The following is a 23,706-nucleotide window of genomic DNA, read 5'->3' as shown; positions in this document are numbered from 1 at the left end:
CGCAGATGGCAGATTCCACCACCGATTACAACAATCTAGATCCTCTGGGTGACGAGGCGGCGGTTGTCGATGAGGTCGATGCCGCCGTCTCGGGCGCTCGCAAAAAGCCGCGCGCTGTCGATATGGTGCCCGAAGAGCCCGACGCGATGGCGCCGGACGAGGAATACCAGCTCACGCCGGCGGGTCGTCGCGAACGCATCGGACAGATTGTTCGCCTGGTCAAAAAGTACCGCGTGTGGGATAACCTCACGCCGGTTCGTTTGCGCCGCCTGCTCGAGGAACTCGGCCCCATGTTCGTCAAGATGGGGCAGATTCTGGCCAACCGGTCCGAGATTCTGCCGCAACGCTTTTGCGACGAGCTGCGTCGTCTGCGCTCCGACGTGGAGCCGGTGCCGTACGAGGTCGTACTCAGTTGTCTGGAAGAAGAATACGGCCTGCGCCTGGGGGAGATGTTCGATGCGATCGATCCCAATCCGCTTGGTAGCGCATCGCTCGCGCAGGTGCACCGCGCTCGTCTGGTGACGGGCGAGGACGTGGCCGTCAAGGTGCAGCGCCCCGGTGCGCAGCAGGTTATGGCGCAGGACATCGATATCATCCGCTCGGTGGTGCGTATCGTTTCCAAGTTCGTCAACACCGATCAATTCGTTGACCTGCACGGCGTAGTCGAGGAGTTGTGGACCTCGTTTCGCGAGGAGACCAACTTTTTGGCCGAGGCCAAAAACCTCAACGACTTCTACGAGTTCCATAAGAGCGTTCATGGCGTGACGTGCCCTAAATCCTATCTGGACCTGTGCACCGAGCACGTGGTGGTTATGGACTACGTCGACGGCATTTCGATCGCCGATCCTGAACGCTTGGTGGCCGAGGGCTATGACTTGGAAAAGATCGGTGCCGCGATTGTCGAGGACTACTCGACGCAGGTGCTCGACGACGGCTTTTTCCATGCCGACCCGCATGCGGGAAACATCATTCTCAAGGACGGCATCGTTTACTTTATCGACTTGGGCATGGTCGGGCGTATGTCGAGTCACGACCGCGGTATCGTCAAGGACATGATTTTCGCCGTGGCCGAGGGTGACGTGCCCAAGCTCAAGGATTCGCTCATGCGCTTCGCCGTGACGCGTGGCGATTCGGCCGAGCTCGATCATTCAGCGTTTTTGTCCGACCTTGACTTTATCGTGGCTGACTTTGCGGGCCTTGACCTGAAGGATCTGGATATCGGCGAGTTTTTGACCTCGCTGTTAAACCTCGCGCGTAAGAATGATGTTGAGCTGCCGAGCGTGGTGACGATGTTCGCGCGCGGCATGGTGACGCTCGAGGGTTTGTTGACCGAGTACATGCCCAACGTCAACATGATCCAGATCATCCAAACGCACATTAAAAACGAGAAAAGCACCTATGCGCGCGTGCGTGATATGGGACGCGATCTTGCCGCGAGCAGCTATCGCGCGGCAAAAGGCTCGCTCGAGGCGGCCGAGTATCTGGGCTTGGCTTCGCGCATGCTTACGCGCGGCCAGCTTAAGGTAAACACGCAGATCATGAGCAGCGATAAGGCGCTGCGACAGCTAGGTGGGATTATCGACCGCATGTCGATGGCAATTGTGATCGCCGGTCTGTTTATCGGTTCGTCGGTGGTGTACTACGCGCGCATCGAGCCGGTTGTGTTTGGTATCCCGGTCATTGGCTTTATGGGCTACGTGAGCGCGCTGGTGCTGGCGCTTATGCTGGGCCGCAATATCTGGCTCAACAGTCACGGCGGCAGGCACTAGAGGCTGCGGCCGTCACCGCATTTTCCTATCGCAAACAATAGCTTTTACCTTGGGCTTCGCCTGCGTGCGAGGCCCTTTTGCGTGATACCATTTTGACGGTAATAATCGATGGCCTAGATGGTGGTGCGGAGACGCACGAATGCGCGGTTATCCTGCGCATTTGGGAGAATCGGGGTGCAAGTCCCCGGCTGTACCAGTAACCGTAATTCCTCTTGGCTCGGGATGCTCGCGTCGCAGATCGGACGACGTGCCCGAGTCGTTAAGGTTAAGTCGGATCGCCTCCCGTCTTGCATGCGGCTGCGGCTTTTGCCGCCGGTGTGCATAGGGCTCTGGAGGGAAGGGGGTCCCGATGGGGGAACTCGAGCGCAACATGCGCGATGACGTGGGGCAGTCTCAAGGCAACGCTCCAAGTACAGACAGTAGGAGACAAATGGATATGTTTGAGGACGAGCGCCAGCGCGTCTCGCATCGCCGTGGCGCGATTGCGCGCGATGTAGCCAAGCGCGGCCTGGTGGCATTCCTGGCCTTCGCGATGGCCTTTGGCACCACGCCGGCTCAGCTGTGGGCCGAGGGCGCTGAGGGCATTGCCGAGGCTGTGGCTCAGGCTGCGACGCCGGGCGAGGACGCAGCGCTTGCGGGCGGTACCGCTGAGCAGAGCGGCGCCGAGGTTTCGGATTCTGGGAGCGCGTCTGCAACTAGTGTCGCCACAACTGAGGCGGCAACTGGCGACGAAGGCTCGGCGACGGGGGAGAGCCCTGCCACGAGCGAGCAGTCTTCGACGGCATCCGCTGGCCAAGCAGGATCTGCCGCCGCGGCTGCCATCCAGACAGAGAACCCGACAGAAACCGGCGATGTCGCCAAGAAGCAGGTCGAGGTCTCGTTCTCGATTATCGGCACCGATGCCGACGGCAAGGCTCAGACCTGGGTGGCACCCACGCAGCTCAAGCTCGACGAGGGCGCGACGGCTGCGGATGCCTTCGTTAAGCTGCAGCAGAAGACGGGCTTCAAGGCAGACTACGATCCGAACACGGCATACGGTTTCTACCTCAAAAGCATCACATCCCCGAGCGATGGCCGTACGCTTGCCTTCGATCCGACGACTTATGCCTTCTGGCAGCTGTTCGTCGACGGCGCGTCTTCCTCGGTTGGCGCGAGCAGCGTCAAGCTCACCCAGGGGCAGAAGATTGAGTTTGCCTATACGGCTGGTAGCTCGTCCCCTGTCGTTAAAGACCAGGTTGCCGCAAATGTGACCGTCATTGGTCGCGATGCCCAGGGCAAGACTCAGACTTGGGTCGATAATGCGCAGTATGTGGTGACGTCCGGTTCGAGCGCGCTTGATCTTACGAAGGTCGCACTCGAGGCGAACGACATTGACGCCGTTGCTGCGGGCTCCTTCATTCTGAGCCTTAAGTACAACGGTGTTGAGCTGGGTACGCCCCAAGATTATTCGACCTATTGGCAGCTGTTCATCAACGGCAAGTCGAGTGACTATACGGCGGACAATGTCACCATCCATGCCGGCGATACCGTCACGTGGTTCTACGGTGGCTGGGGCGACCAGTTGCCGTCCGATTCTGTCCATGCTTCTGTTCAGGTTCTCGGTAAGGACAAGGACGGCAAGCAGCAGGTTTGGGCTTCGACGGGTCAGACGAGTCTCAAGGCAGGCTCCACTGCCAAGGATCTCCTTGAGCAGGTCGGCCTTACTCTCGATGCTGGCGAATCGTCTTGGGGCTGGTTCCTCAACGGCATTTATTCGCCCTTCGATGGTAAGTCCTATTGTGGCTATGATGCTGCGACCAATAGCTATTGGCGCTTCTACGTAAATGGCAAGTTCGCCGACGTTGGCGCCGGTGCCTACAAGCTCCAGGAGGGTGACGCCGTCACCTTTATGTATGGTGCTGACGCCGATGCCCTCCCCGGTCAGGTGCTTGGATCCGCCGATGTTATCGGTCCCGATGTCAACGGGAACAATACGCGTTGGGGCACGGCAAGCAATGTTTCTCTGCCCGAAGGCTCCACGGCCCAGAACCTTATTGAGGCAGTTCTGAAGGCCAAGGGCGTTGCGTACAACGGCTCCCAGAGTGGTGAGTACTGGTTCCTGAATTCCATTACTTCGCCGTTCGATCACAAGCCGTATGGTTGGGATGCTGCGACCAATAAATATTGGCATCTGTATATCAACGGAGAGCCCTCCTTACTCTGCGCCAATCAGATTACGCTCAAGAGCGGCGATAAGGTCACGCTTGCCTATACCACCGATAATTCTCCCATGCCCGATCCCGACAAGATTGTCGTGGATCCGAGCGCGACGACTCCTGATTGGGATGCCGAGTGGGCCGGCTACGGCAACAGTGGCAACGGTTCGACCGTAACGGATGCCAAGACGCCTGCGCAGGCCGCCGGTCTTAAGTGGGCCTTCGATTGGAAGGCCGAGTCTGGTCAGCAGTATGCCAACTGCAGCGAGCCTGTCATTGCTAACGGCTTTGTGTACATCGCGACCGAGAACGAGCTCATTAAGATCGATTCGTCCACGGGCAAAAAGGTTGCCTCTGCGCCGCTTGCCTCCAAGGTGAGCTATACCTCTCGTCCGATCTATACCAATGGCCTTATCATCGTTCCGCTCAACGGCGGTGCGGTCCAGGCGATTACTGCAGACAAGCTGATCTGCAAGTGGCTGACGCCTGGTTTGACGGACTTGACGCAGAGCTCCTGCACCGTCGTTTCGGACGGCGAGTACGTCTATGTAGGCTCGGTCGATATTTCGTATGACGAGAATTACAACGCGACCTACGGCAACGGCTCCTTTGCGCGCATTAAGATTGCCACGGGCGAAGTTTCTTGGCAGAACATCGACCCTGCCGAGGGCTATTACTGGACTGGTGCGGCTTTGACGGATAAGTATGCCATCGTTCCTACGAGCGCGGGTACGCTTAAGTGCATTGATAAGACGACGGGCGATGTCGTTTCGACCATGAAGCTCGGCGCTGTCGCAAATGCCGATTGCATTGCCGATCCGTCCAATGGTTCGACCTTCTATCAGATGACGCACGACGGAAAGCTCCATGTGATTTCGCTTTCGGCGAAGGGCGTGCTGAGTGAACAGAAGACGGTTGATCTGGGCCTTACGAATAATCTGAGCGCCCCTGCGGTGTCTGGTGACAATCTGATTGTCGGCGGACAGACGGCTACTGGCTCTGCTCTGGTTCTCTATAACCTGAAGACGGGTAAGACCACGATGGTCGCTGCTGCCGACGGCAAGGCGCTGCCGGCTGGCCTCAACGGTATTGCTGCTACTCCGCTGGTGAGTGTTCAGGGCGGCAAGACCTATGTGTACTTCACCGTTAACAGCGCGGATAGCAAGGATTACGTCAACTACTCTGCTGGTGGTGGCGTGTATCGCTATACGCTCGGCGATGCAGAGGCGACGCAGATTTATGATGCGGCTGGCCATTACCAGTACTGTGACTCTCCGGTCATTGCCGATGCTTCTGGCAATCTCTACTACATCAATGATTCGGGCACGCTGTTTAAACTTGGAGCTGTCGAGTCTTGGACGGTTGCCTTTAACTCCAACGGCGGGTCTGCTTGCGACACTAAGTTTGTTGCTACGGCCGATGGCAAGCTGGTCAAGCCGGCCGATCCGACGCGCGATGGCTACACTTTCGGCGGTTGGTATACCGATGAGGCTTGCACGCAGGCGTATGACTTTAGCACGCCGGTGACGGCCGATCTGACGCTGTATGCCAAGTGGACCAAGAATGCCGTTAACCCTGGCGGTAATGGCGGCGCTGGTTCGAATGGCGGCGGCGGTTCTGGTACCGGTACTGGTTCCGGCACTGGCGCTGGCACTGGCACGGGTTCCGGCTCCGGCTCGAAGGGCGGCGCTGTCGCCCCGGGTCATAAGCCGACGACCAAGACGACGGTGTCGACCAAGACCGAGACCAAGGACAACAAGTCCGACAAGAAGGACTCCGATAAGTCCGATAAGAAGGACGAGAAGAAGTCTGACAAGAAGTCTGACAAGAAGTCTGACAGGAAGGACGGCAAGTCCGACAAGAAGTCCGACAAGAAGTCCGATTCCAAGTCCGATACGGGTGCTGCTTCTACGACCACTGCTAAGAAGTCCTCTAGTGCTTCCGAGCAGGAGACTGGCACCAACCCGCTCGCCATTGTTGGCGTTGCCGCCGGCGTCATCGGTCTCGCCATCGTCGGCGTGTTCGTGTTCACCAAACGTCGGTAGGTGAGGGTTGTGTCCAATAAATCCAAGGACGCTGACCCCAAGCAACCAGATTCCTCGTTCATTCAGTTCGACGATGCAAAGCAACAGGGCGCCGCTTCGGCGGCGTCCGCCTCTCGTCGCAAGGCGCTCCTTGGCGTTCTTGCTGCCGCGTGCACCATTCTGATCGTCGTCTCGCTGGGCTTCGTCCATCCTTCCGAGAGCGGCGCCTGGTCCATTGACTGGATCGTTCAGACCGTGACGGGGGAGAGCGTCGTCGCCAAGGACACCAAGGGGTCTGGCTCGTCTGCCGCTTCGGGCGAGGCTAGTTCCAAGGATTCCAAATCTTCGAATGATGCAAAAGACGAGCCCAAGGGTTCGAACGACGCCAAGGACGATTCCGAGTCTTCAAACAAGGAATCGGACAAAAACTCGGATAGCAAGAAGTCCGAGGACCGGGGCGGCAAGAAGTCTGGCGATAAATCCGCTGCCCAAAATACGGGAGCCGGTGATACTTCCAATGCGTCTGGCGGTGCTTCTTCGGGCGGTGGCCAGTCGTCTGATGGAGCCTCATCCTCTAATGGTGGAAATGCCTCCTCGGGCAGCCAAAGCGGCTCACAGGAGTCCAGCTACGTAACAGTGACGGTTTCGGTTACATCGAGCGCTGTGGGCAATCCCGTGTCCTCTGGCGGCACCTTTACCTTTAACGAAGGCGCCACCGTTTACGATGCCCTGTGCGCGCTGGGCCTTTCTGTCAACGCACATGGCTCGTCGTACGGTACGTATGTCTCCGCGATTGGTGGTTTGGCCGAGAAACAGTACGGCGGCACGAGCGGCTGGATGTACTCCGTCAACGGCGCAACGCCCATGACGGCCTGCAGTAACTACGTTCTCTCCAATGGCGACAACGTCGTTTGGTATTACGTAACGGGCTAGAGGCCTCGACATAGCGCGCCAGACGGGCGGTTCGGACCAACATCCGGACCGCCCGTTTTTCATGCGAATGGGACTGGGTCGCCGGGTCTCTCTGCAAACAAAAAACCGGTTGGAACGGTAATTCCAACCGGTTATACATTCAAGCAAATAGTGAATCGACTACGACCGTGCGCCCTCGAGGAAGAAGCGGCGACTGAAGTAGTTGTACCAGGTGACAAGGAACGTGGCGATGGCCTTCATGGCCTGGTAGCCGATGCTCAAAAACGTGACGCCCACAAACATGTACAGGTCGTTGAGGCCCAGGCCGATCACCGACAGGATGGTGAAGATCGTGAACTCGCGCTTGCGGCTCATGCCTTCGCGGTGGTCGAACACGTACTTCATGCTGAGCCAGTAGTTGACCACGACGGACGTGATAAACGAAACCGTGGTGCTCATCAAAAAGTCGAGGTGAAACAGCTCGACGAGCGCAATGAGCATGCCCCAGTCGATGCCAAAGGAGATAAGACCCACGACAGCAAACTTGAGGAACTGCTTGGTATGAGGTTGTGCCAGCGCCTTGCGCACGTAATCACATCCAATGCGTTGATGAATCGAGCAGGGGATACTTTAGATCTTTTGCAAGGGAAACGTAAGGTCTTTGCCAAGAACTATACGAACTCGTCAAATTTTCAAGAGCTAATCCGTAAACGTTGAAAATTTGCCCGTAAACGAGCGGCGCCCACGGACGATACTGCGCTGAGTGCGTGTCGTCCGTGGGCACCGTAATGCTGCGGGGGTGTCGAGCTACTTGGTCTCGTCGCCCTCCAGGAAGATCTTTCGGGTCACAAAGTTGTAGACCATGACAAGCGCGGTGGCGCAGATCTTGGCGATATTGGCCTCGAGCCCCAGACCGGCGTTGAGCGCCAGCACGATGCCGTCGTTGAGCACCAAACCGATCACGGACAGCACGACAAAGATGATGAACTCGCGGCGGCGGCTCATGCCTTCCTTGTGCGCAAACACGTACTTCATGCTTGCGAGGTAGTTAAAGATGAGTGAGATGATAAAGCCGCTGGTGTTGGCGATCAGGATGTTGAGGCCGAGACCGTAGTGGAGCAGATTCATAATGCCAAAGTCGATAACCGTGGCAATGACACCGACGACGCCAAATTTCATGATCTGCGCAAGGAGCTTTTGCATGGTACCTGCCTTAGGGTGGCGCGGGGACGCCGTGGGGATGATAAACTCAGCAAGTTTAGCCAATCCCCGCGGGTGGTGCTAGGCGCGCTCCTCGATAGCACCGTTTCTATATGCATCGAGCAGCTGACGCAGGTCTTGGATTTGGCTGCGGATCTTGGCGCCAGTATCGGTGTCGCTCACCATGCGGCGACGGTCCGCTTGGTCAAAACGGTTGGTCTCGCTTTCGATGTCCACGTTGCGCGTAAGTGCCTCGGCAACCGTCGTAAAGGCCCGGTGCGACTTGAGGCGGCAGCCGCGCGAGCTCGAGATGAGCGTATAGCCGGCGATACCCGTCTTGGGATGGTAAGCGCGGCAGAAGCCGCCATCGATGACCAGCAGCTTGCCCTCGGCGCGGATGGGCTGCTCACCCTTGGTGGTTTTAACGGGCGTGTGGCCGTTGATGATGTGTCCGGTCGGCGAACATGCCATGGGCGCGACGCCAAACTCGCGCATGATGTCATCGCAGACCGAGGGCGACTTGGTAAGCGTAAAGTACGGGTCCATCGGCTCGACCCAGGTGCTCCTATCGGCGATATAGGCGCGCTCAAAGGTACGCACTAAGCGTCCGCTGGCGGGTGAATTGAAGCCAATCCACAGGTACCACATCCAGTCGAGGGCGTCGCAGTCGCCCACGCGCCAGGCGCGGCGGGCGATGTGGTCGCAAAAATCGAGATAATCGCGGCCAGCGTGCCAGGTGCCCAGACAGTTCATGCTGCTAAAGGTGCCGTCTTCGTTGAGCGGAACGCAGCCATGGAACAGCAGGTTGCCGTTGGCGACCTTGTACATCGAGCCGTGGGAATAGAGGAAATCGATATGGCGATGCAGGTGATCGGCGGTGACAAACTCTGACACGAGCTTGTCGATGATGTGCTGCTCCTGAGACGTGAGCGTGTAGGGGTCCGCCGGGTCGACGGTGGGGAAGTCGTTGGTCGTGAGCGGCCACACGCTGCCGTCGGCGAGCGTGACTGTGCCGGTGTCGTGGTCGATCTTGTCGAGTAACAGGCGGTCGGTCATATCGAACTCGGGGTGGCGCTGGATAATCTGGCCCTCGAGCTTAAAGAGCAGCACGTTTATGGCCTTGATCAGCGGGGTGATGGACTCACCGGCGGTGTAGGTGGCATCGGCAAAGGCGACAAGCTCACGCAGCGAGATGCCGTAGTCGTTCTCCAGGATCTCGTAGTTGTCGTAGCGCAGGTTGTTGCGCAGCACCGTGGCGATGCAGGCGGGCTCACCGGCTGCAGCGCCCATCCACAGCAGGTCGTGGTTGCCCCACTGGATGTCGAGTGAATGGTAGGTGAGCAGTCGGTCCATAATCTTGGCCGCGCCGCCGCCGCGGTCGAAGATGTCGCCCACCAGGTGCAGGTGGTCGACGGCCAGGCGCTTGATGAGCGAGGCGAGCGACTCGATAAAGTCGTCGGCGCTGGCGGTCTCCAGGATGGACTCCACGATGCGCTCGTGATAGCGCACGCGATAGTTGTTCTCGTCCGGGTGCGTGTGCAACAACTCGTCGATGATGTAGGCGTAGTCGCGCGGGATGGCCTTACGCACCTTGGAGCGCGTGTAGCGGCTTGAAAGTGAGCGAGCGACCATGATGAGCTGGTCAAGCATCGTCTTGTACCAGGCTGGCGAGTCCTCGCGCCGGCTGCGGACCAGGTCGATCTTCTCGCGCGGGTAGTAGATGAGCGTGCACAGCTCGCCCTTTTCGTCAAAGGAGAGCGTGTCGCCAAAGATCTCGTCGACATGCTCGCGCACGACGCCCGAGCAGTTGTTGAGGATGTGCATAAAGGCTTCGTATTCGCCGTGCACGTCACTCATAAAATGCTCAGTGCCTTTGGGCAGGTTGAGAATGGCCGAGAGATTGATGATCTCGGTAAACGCGGATTGCTCGGTGGGAAATTGTCTCGACAGCAGACGCAGATACTTGAAGTCTTGCGGGTTGCGATCGAATGCGACCATGAAACACCTTCCGATATGGTTGGTAAAACTGATAAACAACGTCAAACGTTTATCAGTATGCGCCGCTTTTGTTTCGATTTTGCGCCAGCGGCTGAATTGTCGGCTGAACGGTTTGGTAAATCGATTTAGTTGAGGTAGATATGGCGGTTGGGTGGAGACGACAGAGGGTGTTTTCTCAGATATTTATGCGTGGGGCCGGTGGAGACGATGGTGGTAAAGATGTTCACTATTTTTGGTTCGATTTGGTAAATAGTGGACATATGTACCGCATGTAGGCTCACTGTGCGATAATTTGCGCAGCAATGAGTAAGGAGCCTCATATGAGTGATTTTGTCCTGACCTGTGAATCCGCCGCCGATCGAACCCGTGAGTTCTTTGCGTCGCGCAATATCCCTGTCGTGTGTTTTCATTACGAGATCGACGATGTTGTCTATACGGACGATCTGTATCAGTCGATTACGCCGGACGAGTTTTTTGCCCAGATTGCCGCGGGCGCCATGCCCAAGACGTCTCAGGTGAGCGTGGGTGAGTACGAGGAGTTTTGGGAGCCGTTTGTTGCCGAGGGTAAAGACGTGCTGCACCTGACGTTGTCGTCGGGTATTTCGGGCACGTATGGATCGGCCTGCGTCGCGGCGCAGATGCTCGCGGATCGCTATCCCCAGGGCGGCAAGGTGCGCGTCATCGATTCGCTGGGGGCGTCTTCGGGCTTTGGTCTGTTGCTGGAATATGCCGCCGACGTGCGCGATAGCGGGGCTTCACTCGACGAGACGGCTGCCTGGATCGAGGAGCACAAACTCAACCTGCACCACTGGTTCTTCTCGACCGATCTGTCGAGCTACCTGCGCGGCGGTCGCATTTCGGCCGCGAGCGCGATCATTGGCACGGCGCTTAAGATTTGCCCGCTTATGACGGTCGATTGCGAAGGTAAGCTGTCGCCACGTGAGAAAATTCGCACTAAGAAGCGCGCGATTTCCGAGATGGCTAAGACCATGATGGCACACGTACAGGGCGGTACGGATTATTCGGGTAAGTGCATCATGTCGCACTCGGCGTGCCGCGAGGATGCCGAGGCAGTTGCGGCGCTGATTGAGGAACAGGTTCCGCAGCTTAAAGGCAAGATTGAGATCAATGACATCGGTACTCTGATTGGCTCGCATACCGGACCTGGTACGGTGGCGCTCTTCTTTATGGGCGACAAGCGCGTGGATTAATTTGCCCCATCACGTTGCTGCATGATTGCTCAAACGAAAACGGCCCGTCTCACGTTTGTGGGGCGGGCCTTGCTGTTGCGGCTAGCGTTTCTTTCCGCGGAAGAAAAAGCCGTGCAGTGACGGCTTGAGGCCGCGGTTGGCGCGATGCTCCTCGACGCGCTCGTGGATCGAAGCGACGCGCTCGATGACTTCGTCGGGAATCGGCACATCGGGATTCATGTTCTCGACTTGGCTGACCTCGGCGGCGGCGACCTGGTCGATAATGGGCACGTCGTCGCGCGAGATGACAGGTGTGGCGTCTTCCTTCATCTTGCGATAACGCTGCATCATGTCGGTCTGTAGCTGCTGGGCCGAAGGCGGCGTCCAGATGATGGCGTTGGCGCCGGCGGCGATGGTCTCGCGAATGCTCTCGGGCGTCTTGCCGCCCGGCGCGATAAGCGGCAGGTTGGGATAGTGCTCGCGCAGCTCGCGTAGGACCTGGGGCGTGTTCTTGCCGGCGGCGATGTTGAGAATCTTGGCTCCAGCGCGCACCTTGGCGTGGGCATCGTCGTCGCAGCGAACGACCGTGGCGATGACGGGGATGTCGGCGATGTTGGTGATGTGCTCGACCATCTCGGCAGTAGCGGGGGAGTTGACCACGCAGCCCGCCGCGCCCTGCATCTCGGAGACGGCTGCCATCTGCACGGAGCGCTTACCGGTCGTAGTTCCGCCACCCACGCCTACAAAGACCGGGCACTCGGCGACGGTCAGCAGCGCTTGCGTAATGGCGGGCTGCGGCGTGAAAGGGTAGACCGCAAAGACGGCGTCGGCGTTGGAGTTGCGGATAACCGCGACATCGGTGGTGTAAATGAGCGACTTGATGCGTCGGCCAAAGAGCGTGAAGCCGCTGGCCTCCTCGATCTCGTCGGGCATGCGAAGGGCAGCCTTGCGCAGGCGTCCGTCGATGGGCAGGGGCTCCATAGGGAGCAGGCCGTTGGGCGTGACGGCTATTTGGGGCTCGGTGAACTCGTCTGCAAGCTCGACCTCGGAAAAATCGACCGAGGCGACGATGTCCTCGTGCACCTCGGCGGGCACATCGATGGGAGCTTGGTCGTTTGCCGCCGCAGGCGTGTCGAAGGAGCTGGTGCCGACGAAGGCGTCGACGCGCTCATTTAGATCGTTGAGGGTATCCATGGAGGCTCGATTCTATGTGATGATGGCCGGCGCGATGCAGCCGGAATTGCGAATGCTAAATCGTTTGACGAGTTGATTTTTCCCCGCCGCGCCATCCGTTAGACCGAAGGGCCGGCGAACGTGAAGGAGCTGTGGTGGCGGGTATCGAGGTGCTATCTTGAAAGCCCCGTTTAAAAGAGAGGTGACGCGGTATGGAATTGACAGCAATGTTTGGCTCGATCGGCCTGTGTGTGGCCGCAATCGTTGCCGCCGCGGTCATCTACTTTGTGGTCACGGCCATTAAGGGCAAAAGGGCCGAACGCAAGGAGCGCGCGACGCTTAAACAGCATCGCGACCAGCAGGGCAAACGCGCACAGAGATAGCTTGTTGAGTTTTGGATCCGTGCGCTAGCTGCGTTTTCGGATCAGGGCAATGTAGAAGCCCTCAAAGTCGCGGCTAGGCGGAATGGTGAGCGTGCCGGGCAGGCCGTTGACGATGGCCGATACCTGACCCGCGGCAATGGCTTCGGTCAGAGCGTTGGACTCGATGCGCGGCTCCTCACCAGCTTCCTGGGTGCGTCGTGCTTCACTTTCGCTTGGCGTGCCGTCGAGGGGGATGAGCTCGCAGTCCATATGCTTGTCGAGGGCCTCTTGCAGGGCGTCCTCGTTTTCCTGCGGCAAGATCGAACAAGTCGAATAGACGAGCGTGCCGCCCGGTTTGAGGGCCCCCATGGCGCGGTCCAGAAGTGCTCGCTGCGAGCGGGCGCACTTGCTCAGCAACTGCTCGGTGAGGCCGCGCAGGCTTTTCTCGTTGCCACTGATGACGGTGCCCGTGCCGGTGCAGGGAGCGTCGAGCAGGATGCGGTCAAAGCGGAAGAACTCGTCGAGCTCGCGTGCGTCGATGCGCATGACGGGCACGTTTTTGGCACCCTGGCGATGGAGGTTCGACTCGAGCTTTTCGGCGCGGGGAATGCTCATCTCACAGGCGGTGAGGTGCGCCTGTCCCTGGGTGAGGGCGGCGATCTGCGTCGTCTTGCCGCCGGGGGCTGCGCACATGTCCAGGATGTCCTCGCCTGCCTGGGCGCCCAGGACCAACGGCGGCATCATGGATGACAGGCTCTGCAGGTAGATTTTGCCGTCGCGGTAGATGTCGAGATCCCACAGATCTGAAACCTGGGCCTCGGGCAGGATAAAGGCGTCCGGATACCAGGTAACGGTTTGGTGGGCGATGCAGGCGGCATCGAGCGCCGCAGCGATGTCCTCGGCGGTCGCCTTGAGCGTGTTGGCGCGCAGCGTGACCGGGCGTGTGGCCGCGGCGCCGAAGCCCTCGATCATGAGCTTGGCATCGGCGGGCGCATAGGCGCCGGCGACCGTGTCGACCATAATGCGCGGCAGGTCGGCGGCGGAGTGTTGGGCGGCAAGCTGGTCGGAAAGCTCGGTAGCAGCAAACTGCCTGAGCTTGAGCTCGGCCTTGACCTGCTTTTTCTGCTTACGACGACGCGGCTTGGACATCCGTCTTTCCTTCCCGTCCCAAATTGACTACTTTCCGGGCACGCCGCTGCTGGCGTGCTTTAGTACTGGCTCTCGTGCTTGCTAAAGAAGTCGAAGCGCGGGGGCAGCGGCTTCACGCGGTGCTCGCCGGGCTTCTCGCCCAGGCTCTCCACAAACTCATCCGTGGAGGCAAAGATGTTATCCCAGCTAAAGAAGGCGACCGGGTCAACGTCGAAGTACTCGCAGATGAGCTCGCAGCCGGCCGGCACGATGCCGTGCATGAGCACGGTCGCTACGCGCAGCTCGGTAAAGGCGTCGACGAGGGCCTGCGTCATGGCGGCGTTGGCCGGCTCGCCCTCGAGCTTGTTGGCGGCCTTGGAGGCATCGCTCCAGCGCTTGTTGGCGGCGCGCAGGTAGTCGTCGCACACAGCGAGCGCTCGGTGCGTCTCGAACTTGTACATGGCCTGCTCAAAGGCGAGGGCTGCCTGCTGGGCGGCTTCGACCACGGTGTCAGAAGCGGCACCGGCGGGGATGCAACCGTTGCGATAGGGACTCTCGTCGCCCTCCTTGACGGCGACGCCGTAGAAGCAGCTGCGGGCCAGGCGGTTGAACACGCCGGTCAGCAGCGCGCTCTCCTTAAGGGCGGGGTCGATAACGCGCTTGTCGTCGCAGGCGCGCACCTCGTTGCCGTCCTTGTCCTTGCCGGTCACGCGCGTGTCGTATGCCTTGGGGCTAAAGCTCACCGGCTTCTCGGACAGGCCGAGCGACAGCCAATGCGCGCGCATCTGCTCGCAGGTGTAGTGGTTGAGCAGGTCGTCTGCCGGCGGGGGAGGAGTCTGCGAGGACGAGCTTGCCTTTTTGCCCATGTAGAGCAGGTGGTAGCAGGCGCTGACGGTGCTCTGCGTGAGGTTCCAACCCAGGGCCTCCCACATGGCGGTCTGCGCGATGCAATAGAAGTAGATGTTGTCCTGGCCAATGAACTGGTAGATCTGTGCGTCATCCGAGCACCACCAGTCGCGCCAGTCGAGCGAGCTGTGCTGGTAGGTGGGCGCGGGGACCTGCGTGGAATCGGCGGCGGGCTCGCCCATGAGGGCGGCATCCTGGGCGGCGACGCCCTCGGTCACGCCGGCGGCCTTGGCATCGCGTGCGAGCACGGTGCGCGTATAGCTGATGGGAGCCCACAGGCTCTCGGGCCAGCACCAGCAGGTGACGTCGGAGACGCCATCGACCTCGGGCACCGGAACGCCCCAGTCGATGTTGCCGGTGATGCGGAAGGGTACGAGCGCCTTGCCGCTGCGGAAGCGCACGCCGCCGTTGGCGAGCACCGCGTGGGCATCGTCGCGCTCCTTCCAGCTGGGGAAGGTGACGGTAAAGCTGCTCTTGTTGCCCTCGGGCTCCAGCACGGTGTGCTCGGGAAGCTGATCCTCGACGGCATCGAAGGCCTCGCGGAACTTGTTCTGGATGTAGAGCTGGGCCGGCAGCAGCCACTCTTCCATGGTCTTGGAGACCACGGAGCGAACCTGCGGGTTCTGGGCGAGCTTGGCGGTATAGGTTTTCATAAAGTCGAGGTAGGCCGGCAGGTCGAAGTAGAGGTTGTCGACCGGGCGCAGCTCGGGCACCTCGCCGGTGAGCTGGCTTTTGGGCGCGATGAGCTCCTCGGGCTCAAACTGGTGACCCAGGTCGCACTCGTCGGCATAAGCCTTCTCGGACTTGCAGCCCTGGATGGGGCAGCGGCCGATCACCTGGCGGCCGTTGAGGAACGTGCCGGCCTTGGCGTCGTAGAACTGCAGCGTGGAGCGCTTGGAGATGGTGCCCTGTTCGTGCAGACGCTCGATAATCTCGGCGGTCACCTCGTTGTGAATCTGCGCAGCCGGCTCAAGGCCCGAGCCGCCGTAGATATCGCAGCTGATGTTGTAGTTGTTGAGGGTCGCGGCCTGGCGGGAGTGATTGGACTCGACATACTCGGCGATGGACTTGTCGTAGCCCTCGTTCTCCTTGAGCTTGCGGTAGCTCTCCATGATGGGCGAGCCATAGCAGTCGGTGCCCGAGGTGAAGATGACGTTCTCGCGGCCCAGACGGTCGCGCAGGAAGCGGGCGAAGAAGTCGGCCGGGACAAAGACGCCACCGACGTGGCCAAAGTGAAGGCCCTTGTTGCCGTAGGGCTCGCCGGCGGTAACGATGGCGCGGCGAGGCCAGCTGGGACGGTCGTTCATGGAGTATTTGGATGCCATGGGACTCCTTCGCATATGGTGAGAGCGCGGCCGGGCGCAAGGCCTGGCGACGCGGTGGTCAATTCGTGCATATCGTTCGACATTATCGCACATGCGGACGGGTACGTGGCAGGGGCGCTATCCTAAGATGCTATGAATGAGATTTCCAACATACATGCGTTTGAAGACGAGGAATTTCTGCACGCTTGCTTCGTGTGGGGGATGGTCGTAGTCGGCGTGTTTGCCGTGTGCCTGGCGCCGGTGTTTATGCTGCTGGGCGGGCCTGCAGACTTGGATGCGGCTGACGCGGGCGGCTGGATGGCTGTCGTGGGCTGGATAGTCGGCTTGGCTGCGGTTTCTGCGGCGTCATTTGCCGTGCACGAGCTGGTGCACGGTGTGTTTTTTAAGCTGCTGGCGCCTGCGGGCGCGCAGGTGACCTTTGGGGCGAATCGCGAGACGGCGATGATCTATGCCTGCGCCGAGGGCGTTGTGTATTCGCGCCGGCGGTACATGGCGGTTTGCCTGGCACCGACGGCTGTTGTGACGACAACGCTTGCCCTGGGGTTTGCGTTTTCGGGCTATCCGCTGCTGTGCTATCTGGCGGCCGGCTTGCATTTGTCAGGCTGTGTGGGCGACTGGTATTACGTGCGGACCATTTTGCGCGACCGCCGCATTGTCGCCTGCGAGGACACGTCCTTCGGCGTGCGCTTTTTCGGGTGAGGAGATGTCGATGAAGCCGTTGTTGTTGCACGCCTGCTGTGCGCCGTGCTCTCTTGAGCCGGTCCGCCTGCTGCGCGAGGAAGGGTTTGAGCCCACAATCTGCTGGACCAACCCCAATATTCAGCCGCACGATGAATGGCAGCGGCGTTTGGACGAGCTGCGCCGGTGGTGTGCCGATGGCGACATCGAGCTTATCGAGGCGGGGGAGGACCGTGAGCGCTGGGAGGCCGGCGTGGCACCGCTGGGTGCCGATCGGCCCCGTCGCTGTCGTGCGTGCTATGCCCTGCGCTTGGCCGAGGCGTGCCGCGTGGCCCAGGAGCGTGGGTTTGAGTTTGTGGGTACGACGCTCGCCGTCTCGCCGTATCAGTTGTTCGAAACCTGCAATGATGTGTTGGAGCGTCTGGCTGCCGCCCGCGGTCTCACTCCGGTGATTCGCGATTTTCGTCCGTATTACCCCGAGGCGACACGCCGTTCGCGCGAGCTGGGCATGTATCGGCAGAACTACTGTGGTTGCCGCTTCTCGGCTGTCGAGGCGGCCATGGACCGCGCCCGCATCCGCGACGAGCGCAAAGCGTCCAAAAAGTAGTTCATTTGGGACGTCAGCCTGCTAGGATGTAGAGCGGACTTTAGCTATATAAGGAGTATCCGACGTGTCTATGCGTACCGATGATTTTGACTACAACCTTCCTGAGGAACTGATCGCCCAGGCTCCAGCCGAGCCGCGCGACTCCTGCCGCCTGCTGGTGGTGGATCGCAAGGGCTCCCAGGCGGGAACGCCGCTGGAGCACGGCGGTACCGTTGAGCACCGCATCTTCCGCGACATCATCGACTATATCGAGCCGGGCGACGTGCTCGTCATCAATCAGACGCGCGTGATGCCGGCCCGTCTGATCGGTCGTAAAACGGGATCGGGCGGCGTGGTCGAGACCCTGCTGCTCAAGCGCCGCGAGGACGTGGATCCGCTGGGCCATGTTTGGGAGTGCTTGGTCAAGCCGGGTAAGCGCCTGAAGCCCGGTGCTCAGATTGAGTATCGTGCGGGCGGCGCCCATGCGCCCGAGGGGGCTCCCGTGGTGCTGACGGCCGAGGTCATCGACTTTGTCACCGATAGCCGCGGCGGCCGCCTGGTGCGTTTTGAGCCGGCCGGTTGCAATGCCGCCGGCGAGCCGCGCACGCTCGACGAGGCCATCCATGCTGCCGGCCACGTGCCGCTGCCGCCCTACATTACCGATTACGAGGGCGATCCCGAGAAGTACCAGACCGTCTACGCCATGAAAGAGGAACACTCGGCTGCAGCTCCCACGGCGGGTCTGCACTTTACTTCCGAGCTCATGGCCGCTATCGAGGCCAAGGGTGCGAAGTTTGCCGCCGTCGAGCTCGAGGTGGGCATCGATACCTTCCGCTTGGTGGAGGAGGACGACCCCACGCAGCACGTCATGCACACCGAGCGCTACCACGTGTCGCAGGAAGTTGTCGACGCCGTGCATAAGGCGAAAGCCGAGGGTCATCGTGTGATCGCCGTCGGCACTACCGCGGTGCGCTCGCTCGAGAGCGCGTTTGACGCAGAAGCCCCGGTGTTCGATCCGGCCGTGACGGCGCGCTATTTTGAAGGCCGCGAGGACGGAGCCGACACGCTTGGCCGCGGTGACATCGTGGTGCGCGAGAACGCCACGACGCAGCTCTACCTCATGCCCGGCTCGACCTATCACGTGGTAGACGCGCTGATCACGAACTTCCACGTGCCGCGCTCCACGCTCATGATGCTCGTGAGCGCACTTGCCACCCGCGACCAGATCATGGATGCCTACGCTGCTGCTATCGAGGAGCGCTACCGCTTCTTCAGCTTTGGCGACGCCATGCTCATTCAGTAGGTTACGGCGTTTTACAAACGCCGTAACCGGTCGACGCTGCGCGGGCCGCATTTGGACAATCTGACGTTCAACTTCAAGGGCGCGACCAGAAGGTCAGCGCCCTTTCGTTTCACGTCACCTTGTCTCAAATGTGACCCGCTCGCTGACTCTGCCATTACATCGGTGTTGCCGTGGTTGTTGAGTAGTCATTGGGCACTTGGCACTTGGGGACGTTCCTTTTGTGCCGGCACCTGGGGACAGTCCTTATGTCATGAGATCGGTGCAAGAGGGGTAGGTTGCCTTGCGTCGATCTAAATAAGTTGCGGTGAGATAGTTCTTGAATTGGCCTTTTTGGGGCTAAACAGGAACTATCTCACCGCAACTGCGTTGAGCGTTTTTTGGCGGTTGGTTTACTTGCTTGCGAACAGCCAGACTAGGATGATCACCAGGATTGCGGCGACGATGCAGACGATGGCGCCGGTGAATTTGATGCGTGAGTCGCGGGTACGCTCGCGCACCGCGTCCTCGGTGGCCTCGAGCTGGGCGACTTCTCGCTCGGTCTCGGCGTGTTCGGCTTTGTCTCGGGCCAAGGATCCTGCAAGCGACTCAGTGATCTCTGGATGGTCATGTACCTCGGTCGCCTGCTCGATGATCGACTGTGCATGTGCGGCATCTGCTTGGGCGTTGGCGATGCTTTGCTCTTGGTCGCGGCGTGCCTTGTCCTCGGCGGCGATCTTCTCGCGCAGTTCGCGCTGGCGCGTCGTGGCGGCAGTTTTCGCCGTCTGCAGCTCGTCGCGCGCGGCATCGGCCTCAGTCGTCACGGCTTGGTGTGCGCGTTTGGCTTCGGCAATGGGGGCTTGAGCCTGCTCGACGGCCTGCTCGGCTGCGGCAAGCGAGTGCTCAAGGTCGGCGGTGATGCGCGGGACATCTTCTTCGGCTTTACGCAGGGCATCTGCCGTGTCGGAGATCTGCATCGAGAGCTCGCTGGTGCGCACCGTATAGCTGGCGGGATTTGCCGAGGGATTGCGTTGCAGCTCGGCATACTCATGACGCAGCGTCTCGAGCTGGGCGCGCGTGGCGTCGACGGTTTGTTGTGCGGCCGCAATGCCGGCGTCTCGCTCGGCCTTCACCTTGTCGCGGATACGCTTGGAATCCTCAAGACGTCGAACGAGGCGGTTGCCGGTCTCGCGCGAGCTCGCCTCGCGGGCCTCCACGGCGTCGAGCGCGGCCTTCAGGCGGAGCTCAGTCGCGTCATCCTCTGTCTTCATTTGTTCGAACTGACTCTTGAGCTCTGTCGCTTTGGCGGCGTGGGCATCACGGTCAATCTCGGCTGCCGCAGCGGTCTTTTGCGCTGTGGCGATCGCCTGACGCTGGTCGGCGACGATCTGGTCGTAGCGGCCTGCGATATCCTGGCGCGTCTCGAGTTCCTCGGTCTGATCGGTAATGCGCTGCTCAAGTTCGGCCAGGTGGGCGCGGGCATCGGCAAGTGCCTTTTTCGCGGCGTTCATCTCGCGCATGGCCGAGGCACCTTGGGCGATAAAGGTGCCCACGGCGTTCGCAGTGTTCGAGACAGCGGTCCCCAGATCGTGGCTCGCGGCGGGGGAGTGCGGGGCGGTCGGGCGAGCGGTGTCGGCAGCGTCCGCATCGTCAGCCTGCGGCGCGGCGATATTGCCGGTACCGCCCTCGACCACAGAAAAGCCTGCTGCGTGCGGATCGACCGCATCGGCGCCAATCGTGGGGTGCTCGAGCTGCAGAAACGAGGGCATGGTGCTGCCCTGGTCGGCAACCGGAGTCTCGCCGGGCACAAAGGTCGAGGCGGCCTCGGCAGCCTCCTCTTCCTCGGCATCAATATCGGCATCGGACACGGCGTCTTTCATCGCTTTGACGGCGTCCATCATGGAGTCCATGACGGCATCGAGCTCTTCTTCCGAAGACACCTCGATGGGGCCCGCAGCTTGCGGGGCGTCGTCCTGTACAGGGGCGTCGTCCTGAGCGGGCGCATCGTCGTTTTGCTCATCGGCGTTTTCTGTTTCGGGGGTTTCCGCCGTAGCGCTTTCGTCCAAGATGGGGTCGTCGATGTCGATACCATCGCAGGTCACAGCGTCAGTATCTGCGGTGACGTCTGCGGGATCATCAATATGCTGTTGAGTCTGGGGGTCCAGCTCGTCTGTCATAGGCATGTGCTCCTCATCGTTGTTTGTCACCCTATGATAAAGTCTCGCGCCGACATCCCGCGCGCCGCAGCAAAGTTTCAAAACGTGTTCGATGGCTCGATCTGATAACAACAACTCGGCCGCTTTATCCAGTTTGTACTTGACAATCCCTTCGCCGAATGACGTTGCGCCGTTCGCCTGCTGCGGTCTTTATTTTTCACTTGAACACGCTAAAGTTGCATTTCAGCTTTTGGCGCGTGAAGTTGGATACGCGCAGTCGGCGGGCGTGCCCGTCGCGATTCGAAAGGACTTTGTATGGGACTTTTCACTGGTAAGACCGTGATCGTCACCGGCGGCGGCAAGGCCACGCTCAAGGACGGTTCCGCTGGCTCCATCGGTTACGGCATCGATATCGCTTTTGCCAAGGAGGGCGCAAACCTCGTTATTACCGGCCGCAACGTTGCCAAGCTCGAGGCTGCCAAGGAGTCCCTCGAGGCCGAGTACGGCGTCAAGGTTCTGCCTGTTCAGGCCGATGTCTCAGCTGGTCAGGACAACGAGGCCGTCGTCCAGAACGTCATCGACAAGGCCATTGAGGAGTTCGGCCGCATCGACGCCGTCGTCAACAATGCTCAGGCCAGCGCCTCGGGCGTGACCATCGCCGATCACACCATGGACCAGTTTAACCTGGCCATTTACTCCGGTCTGTATGCTACCTATCTGTACATGCAGAAGGCCTATCCGCACCTGAAGGAGACCAAGGGCTCCGTGGTCAACTTTGCCTCGGGCGCCGGCCTGTTTGGCAACTATGGCCAGTGCAGCTATGCTGCCGCCAAGGAGGGCATCCGCGGCCTGACCCGCGTTGCCGCCAACGAGTGGGGCCCCGACGGCATCAACGTCAACATCGTGTGCCCGCTTGCTTGGACCGCTGCGCTCGAGAACTTCCAGGATGCCTACCCCGAGGCGTTCAAGGCCAACGTCCACATGCCGCCGGCTGGTCACTACGGCGACGTCGAGAAGGAAATCGGCCGCGTGGTCGTTCAGCTCTGCGGTCCCGACTTTAAGTACATGAACGGCGAGACCGTCACCCTCGAGGGTGGCATGGGCCAGCGGCCTTAGGGGTTACGCGGTTTTACCAAACCGCGTAACGGCTCGACGCTGCGCGGGCCGCATTTGGACAATCTGACGTTCAACTTCAAGGGCGCGACCAGAAGGTCAGCGCCCTTTCGTTTCACGTCACCTTGTCTCAAATGCGGCCCGCTCGCTGACTTATGCTCAACCTGTGGCGCCATTTTGCCTGAAGGCACCTTGCTCGCTCTGGTGGGCGCTCGCTCATATGACCCAATCCGCTGTCAAGAGCCACAATGGCCCCGCCGACCGCTTGCAATCGGTCGGCGGGGCCTGCCGTTGAACCCGTCCCGGTCCGCCCCCGGCATGTCGTCGACGCCTTCGGCTCAGTCTCATATCCGCGGATACCGTTCTGTCGGCCCGCACTCCATTCCTTCGGCGGGGTTCCCCAAGTCTGTCGAGGCGCATGCGGAGGGCTCCGCGCGCACAGCGAAATAGGGGGTATCCCCGAAGGCCGCCCGGCTCGCCGGGACGGGGGCTATGTCTATTCCGCGCCCTCCCGGCACATCATGCCGAGGGCCCAGAGCCACCTCACGAGCTCGGCCGCGGTGGCCGCGTTGGCCTTCGCCGCGGGCACGCCGCGGGCGAGCATCTCCTCGCGCCGCCGCAGGAGCCGCTCGGACCCCTTCCTCCCGTGCATCCTTATCTCGAGGGGCACGCCCGTGTCCCTTGGCATGAGCTTCGGCTGGTGCCGTGCCGCGGCGTAGCACCATGAACCCTCAACGGCCAGCTTCCTCACGAGCGCGTTGCCCGCACCGCTGATGCCTCCGAGCCGCACGGAGTCGCCACTCGACCTCTGACTCGGCGCGAGGCCGAAATAGGCCGTGACCTGCCTTCCGGAACGGAACCTCGTGAAGTCGCCGACCTCGGCCGAGAAGGCTGCGGCCAGCGCGAAGGCGCAGCCCTTGATCGACTGGAGGGCGGCCACCTCCGCGGCGATCGGGCTGGCATCCACGGCTGCCCTGTACTCGGAGAGCAGGTCCGCCCGGGCCTCCGCCGCGGCCTCGACCTCGTTCCTCAGGGCGGCGAGCGTCCGAACCCCGCCATCGTCCTCAGGCCTGACCTTGTCGAGCCACCTCAGGAAGTCGTAGGTCCAGTACTTCCTCGGGTTGCCGGCGGGCGTGGTGCCGCCGTAGACGAACCCTCGCCTTGCGAGGAAGGCGAGCAGCCGCTGCTTGGCGGTCGCCAGGCGCGCGGTCGCCCCGTCGTAGGCGCCGGCGAGGTCCCTGATGCCTTCGACCTCGGGGGAGGGGACCCATACGGGGGAGATGTCGTGGGCGAGTATCGCCTTGGCCATCCTGGCGGCGTCGTTCCTGTCGTTCTTGGAGGCCGAGTCGGCGGCCGACCTGGGGATCTTCGAGACCGCGGCGACGACGCACTCGACGCCGAGCCCGGCGAGCTCCCTTTGCGGGGCGAAGCCGAGGTAGCCGCTCTCGTAGGCCGCGAGCGACGGCCCGGGGAACCCATCCATCCACCCGGCGATCTCGCCCCAGGGGTTGCCGGGGAACCTCCTCGTCACGGCCTCGCCGGTGTCCGCGTCGAGGGCGCAGACGGTGGTCGACCTCAGGTGGACGTCCATCCCGAACGCGGTAGAATACTTTGGCATGGGAGCCTCCCAACCTCGTTGCGGCGCGGCTGCGCCTATGGCACTTCAACATCATTGTCGCAGCCCCGACCCGCGGTCACGAGCGGGGGCTCCT

At 60.8% G+C, this 23,706-nt stretch carries 17 protein-coding genes; 9 read left to right on the top strand and 8 right to left on the bottom strand.

What is annotated here, in order from left to right:
- Nucleotides 1-5 precede the first annotated feature (5 nt).
- From DW180_RS00080 to DW180_RS00070, 3 genes are all read left to right on the top strand, one after another.
- A complete protein-coding gene (locus DW180_RS00080) occupies nt 6-1,769 on the top strand; it encodes an AarF/ABC1/UbiB kinase family protein (RefSeq protein WP_117770611.1) in 1,764 nt (587 codons plus the stop codon).
- Between the two features lie 430 nt (nt 1,770-2,199).
- Entirely contained in the window at nt 2,200-6,009 is a 3,810-nt protein-coding gene (locus tag DW180_RS00075) for a DUF4430 domain-containing protein (RefSeq protein ID WP_158557028.1), read from the top strand.
- 9 nt (nt 6,010-6,018) lie between these two features.
- Nucleotides 6,019-6,921: a DUF4430 domain-containing protein gene (locus tag DW180_RS00070; RefSeq protein ID WP_233545116.1), complete on the top strand. Its 903-nt coding sequence runs from the start codon at nt 6,019-6,021 to the stop codon at nt 6,919-6,921.
- 159 nt (nt 6,922-7,080) lie between these two features.
- Here DW180_RS00070 and DW180_RS00065 read toward each other — a convergent pair whose 3' ends face one another.
- The 3 genes from DW180_RS00065 to DW180_RS00055 form a co-directional block, all read right to left on the bottom strand.
- Nucleotides 7,081-7,488 (bottom strand): GtrA family protein, encoded by a 408-nt coding sequence (locus DW180_RS00065; protein ID WP_022095123.1) that lies wholly within the window; start codon nt 7,486-7,488, stop codon nt 7,081-7,083.
- A 219-nt stretch (nt 7,489-7,707) separates the two neighbouring features.
- The gene (locus DW180_RS00060) at nt 7,708-8,103 is read right to left on the bottom strand and encodes a GtrA family protein (RefSeq protein WP_022095122.1); all 396 of its coding nucleotides are present in this window, start codon (nt 8,101-8,103) and stop codon (nt 7,708-7,710) included.
- Nucleotides 8,104-8,181: 78 nt separating this feature from the next.
- The gene (locus tag DW180_RS00055; RefSeq protein WP_117848835.1) at nt 8,182-10,098 is read right to left on the bottom strand and encodes a fructose-1,6-bisphosphatase; all 1,917 of its coding nucleotides are present in this window, start codon (nt 10,096-10,098) and stop codon (nt 8,182-8,184) included.
- A 320-nt stretch (nt 10,099-10,418) separates the two neighbouring features.
- Here DW180_RS00055 and DW180_RS00050 point away from each other — a divergent pair, with 320 nt between their 5' ends.
- Nucleotides 10,419-11,309, top strand: coding sequence for a DegV family protein (locus DW180_RS00050; protein WP_117770608.1), 891 nt, complete (start codon nt 10,419-10,421; stop codon nt 11,307-11,309).
- Between the two features lie 81 nt (nt 11,310-11,390).
- On the opposite strand, the gene DW180_RS00045 is transcribed toward DW180_RS00050, so the two are convergent.
- The gene (locus DW180_RS00045) at nt 11,391-12,482 is read right to left on the bottom strand and encodes a hypothetical protein (RefSeq protein WP_117770607.1); all 1,092 of its coding nucleotides are present in this window, start codon (nt 12,480-12,482) and stop codon (nt 11,391-11,393) included.
- Nucleotides 12,483-12,673: 191 nt separating this feature from the next.
- Between DW180_RS00045 and DW180_RS10195 the strand changes: the two genes are divergently transcribed.
- Entirely contained in the window at nt 12,674-12,844 is a 171-nt protein-coding gene (locus DW180_RS10195) for a hypothetical protein (RefSeq protein ID WP_158556936.1), read from the top strand.
- A 24-nt stretch (nt 12,845-12,868) separates the two neighbouring features.
- On the opposite strand, the gene DW180_RS00040 is transcribed toward DW180_RS10195, so the two are convergent.
- The gene (locus DW180_RS00040) at nt 12,869-13,972 is read right to left on the bottom strand and encodes an RsmB/NOP family class I SAM-dependent RNA methyltransferase (protein WP_118236855.1); all 1,104 of its coding nucleotides are present in this window, start codon (nt 13,970-13,972) and stop codon (nt 12,869-12,871) included.
- A gap of 59 nt (nt 13,973-14,031) precedes the next feature.
- Nucleotides 14,032-16,182 carry a methionine--tRNA ligase gene (locus DW180_RS00035; protein WP_117770605.1) on the bottom strand — a complete coding sequence of 717 codons (2,151 nt, stop codon included), beginning with the start codon at nt 16,180-16,182 and terminating at the stop codon, nt 14,032-14,034.
- A gap of 132 nt (nt 16,183-16,314) precedes the next feature.
- On the opposite strand from DW180_RS00035, the gene DW180_RS00030 reads away from it, so the two are divergent.
- The 3 genes from DW180_RS00030 (at nt 16,315) to queA (ending at nt 18,749) form a co-directional block, all read left to right on the top strand.
- Nucleotides 16,315-16,881: a DUF3267 domain-containing protein gene (locus tag DW180_RS00030; RefSeq protein ID WP_117770604.1), complete on the top strand. Its 567-nt coding sequence runs from the start codon at nt 16,315-16,317 to the stop codon at nt 16,879-16,881.
- A 10-nt stretch (nt 16,882-16,891) separates the two neighbouring features.
- Complete coding sequence (locus DW180_RS00025; protein WP_117770603.1) at nt 16,892-17,467, top strand: epoxyqueuosine reductase QueH; 576 nt, start codon at nt 16,892-16,894, stop codon at nt 17,465-17,467.
- 70 nt (nt 17,468-17,537) lie between these two features.
- Entirely contained in the window at nt 17,538-18,749 is a 1,212-nt protein-coding gene (queA, locus tag DW180_RS00020) for a tRNA preQ1(34) S-adenosylmethionine ribosyltransferase-isomerase QueA (RefSeq protein WP_117770602.1), read from the top strand.
- Nucleotides 18,750-19,138: 389 nt separating this feature from the next.
- Here queA and DW180_RS00015 read toward each other — a convergent pair whose 3' ends face one another.
- A complete protein-coding gene (locus tag DW180_RS00015) occupies nt 19,139-20,902 on the bottom strand; it encodes a hypothetical protein (RefSeq protein WP_118236853.1) in 1,764 nt (587 codons plus the stop codon).
- A gap of 294 nt (nt 20,903-21,196) precedes the next feature.
- On the opposite strand from DW180_RS00015, the gene DW180_RS00010 reads away from it, so the two are divergent.
- Nucleotides 21,197-21,997: an SDR family NAD(P)-dependent oxidoreductase gene (locus tag DW180_RS00010; protein ID WP_035137314.1), complete on the top strand. Its 801-nt coding sequence runs from the start codon at nt 21,197-21,199 to the stop codon at nt 21,995-21,997.
- A gap of 493 nt (nt 21,998-22,490) precedes the next feature.
- Here DW180_RS00010 and DW180_RS00005 read toward each other — a convergent pair whose 3' ends face one another.
- Nucleotides 22,491-23,612 carry an IS110 family transposase gene (locus DW180_RS00005; protein ID WP_118236851.1) on the bottom strand — a complete coding sequence of 374 codons (1,122 nt, stop codon included), beginning with the start codon at nt 23,610-23,612 and terminating at the stop codon, nt 22,491-22,493.
- Nucleotides 23,613-23,706: the final 94 nt, after the last annotated feature.

It is taken from the genome of Collinsella sp. AM16-21 (assembly GCF_003471905.1).
GTDB lineage: Bacteria > Actinomycetota > Coriobacteriia > Coriobacteriales > Coriobacteriaceae > Collinsella.
The sequence above is the reverse complement of the archived record's forward strand: the minus strand, read 5'-3'. Positions and strand labels throughout refer to the sequence as shown.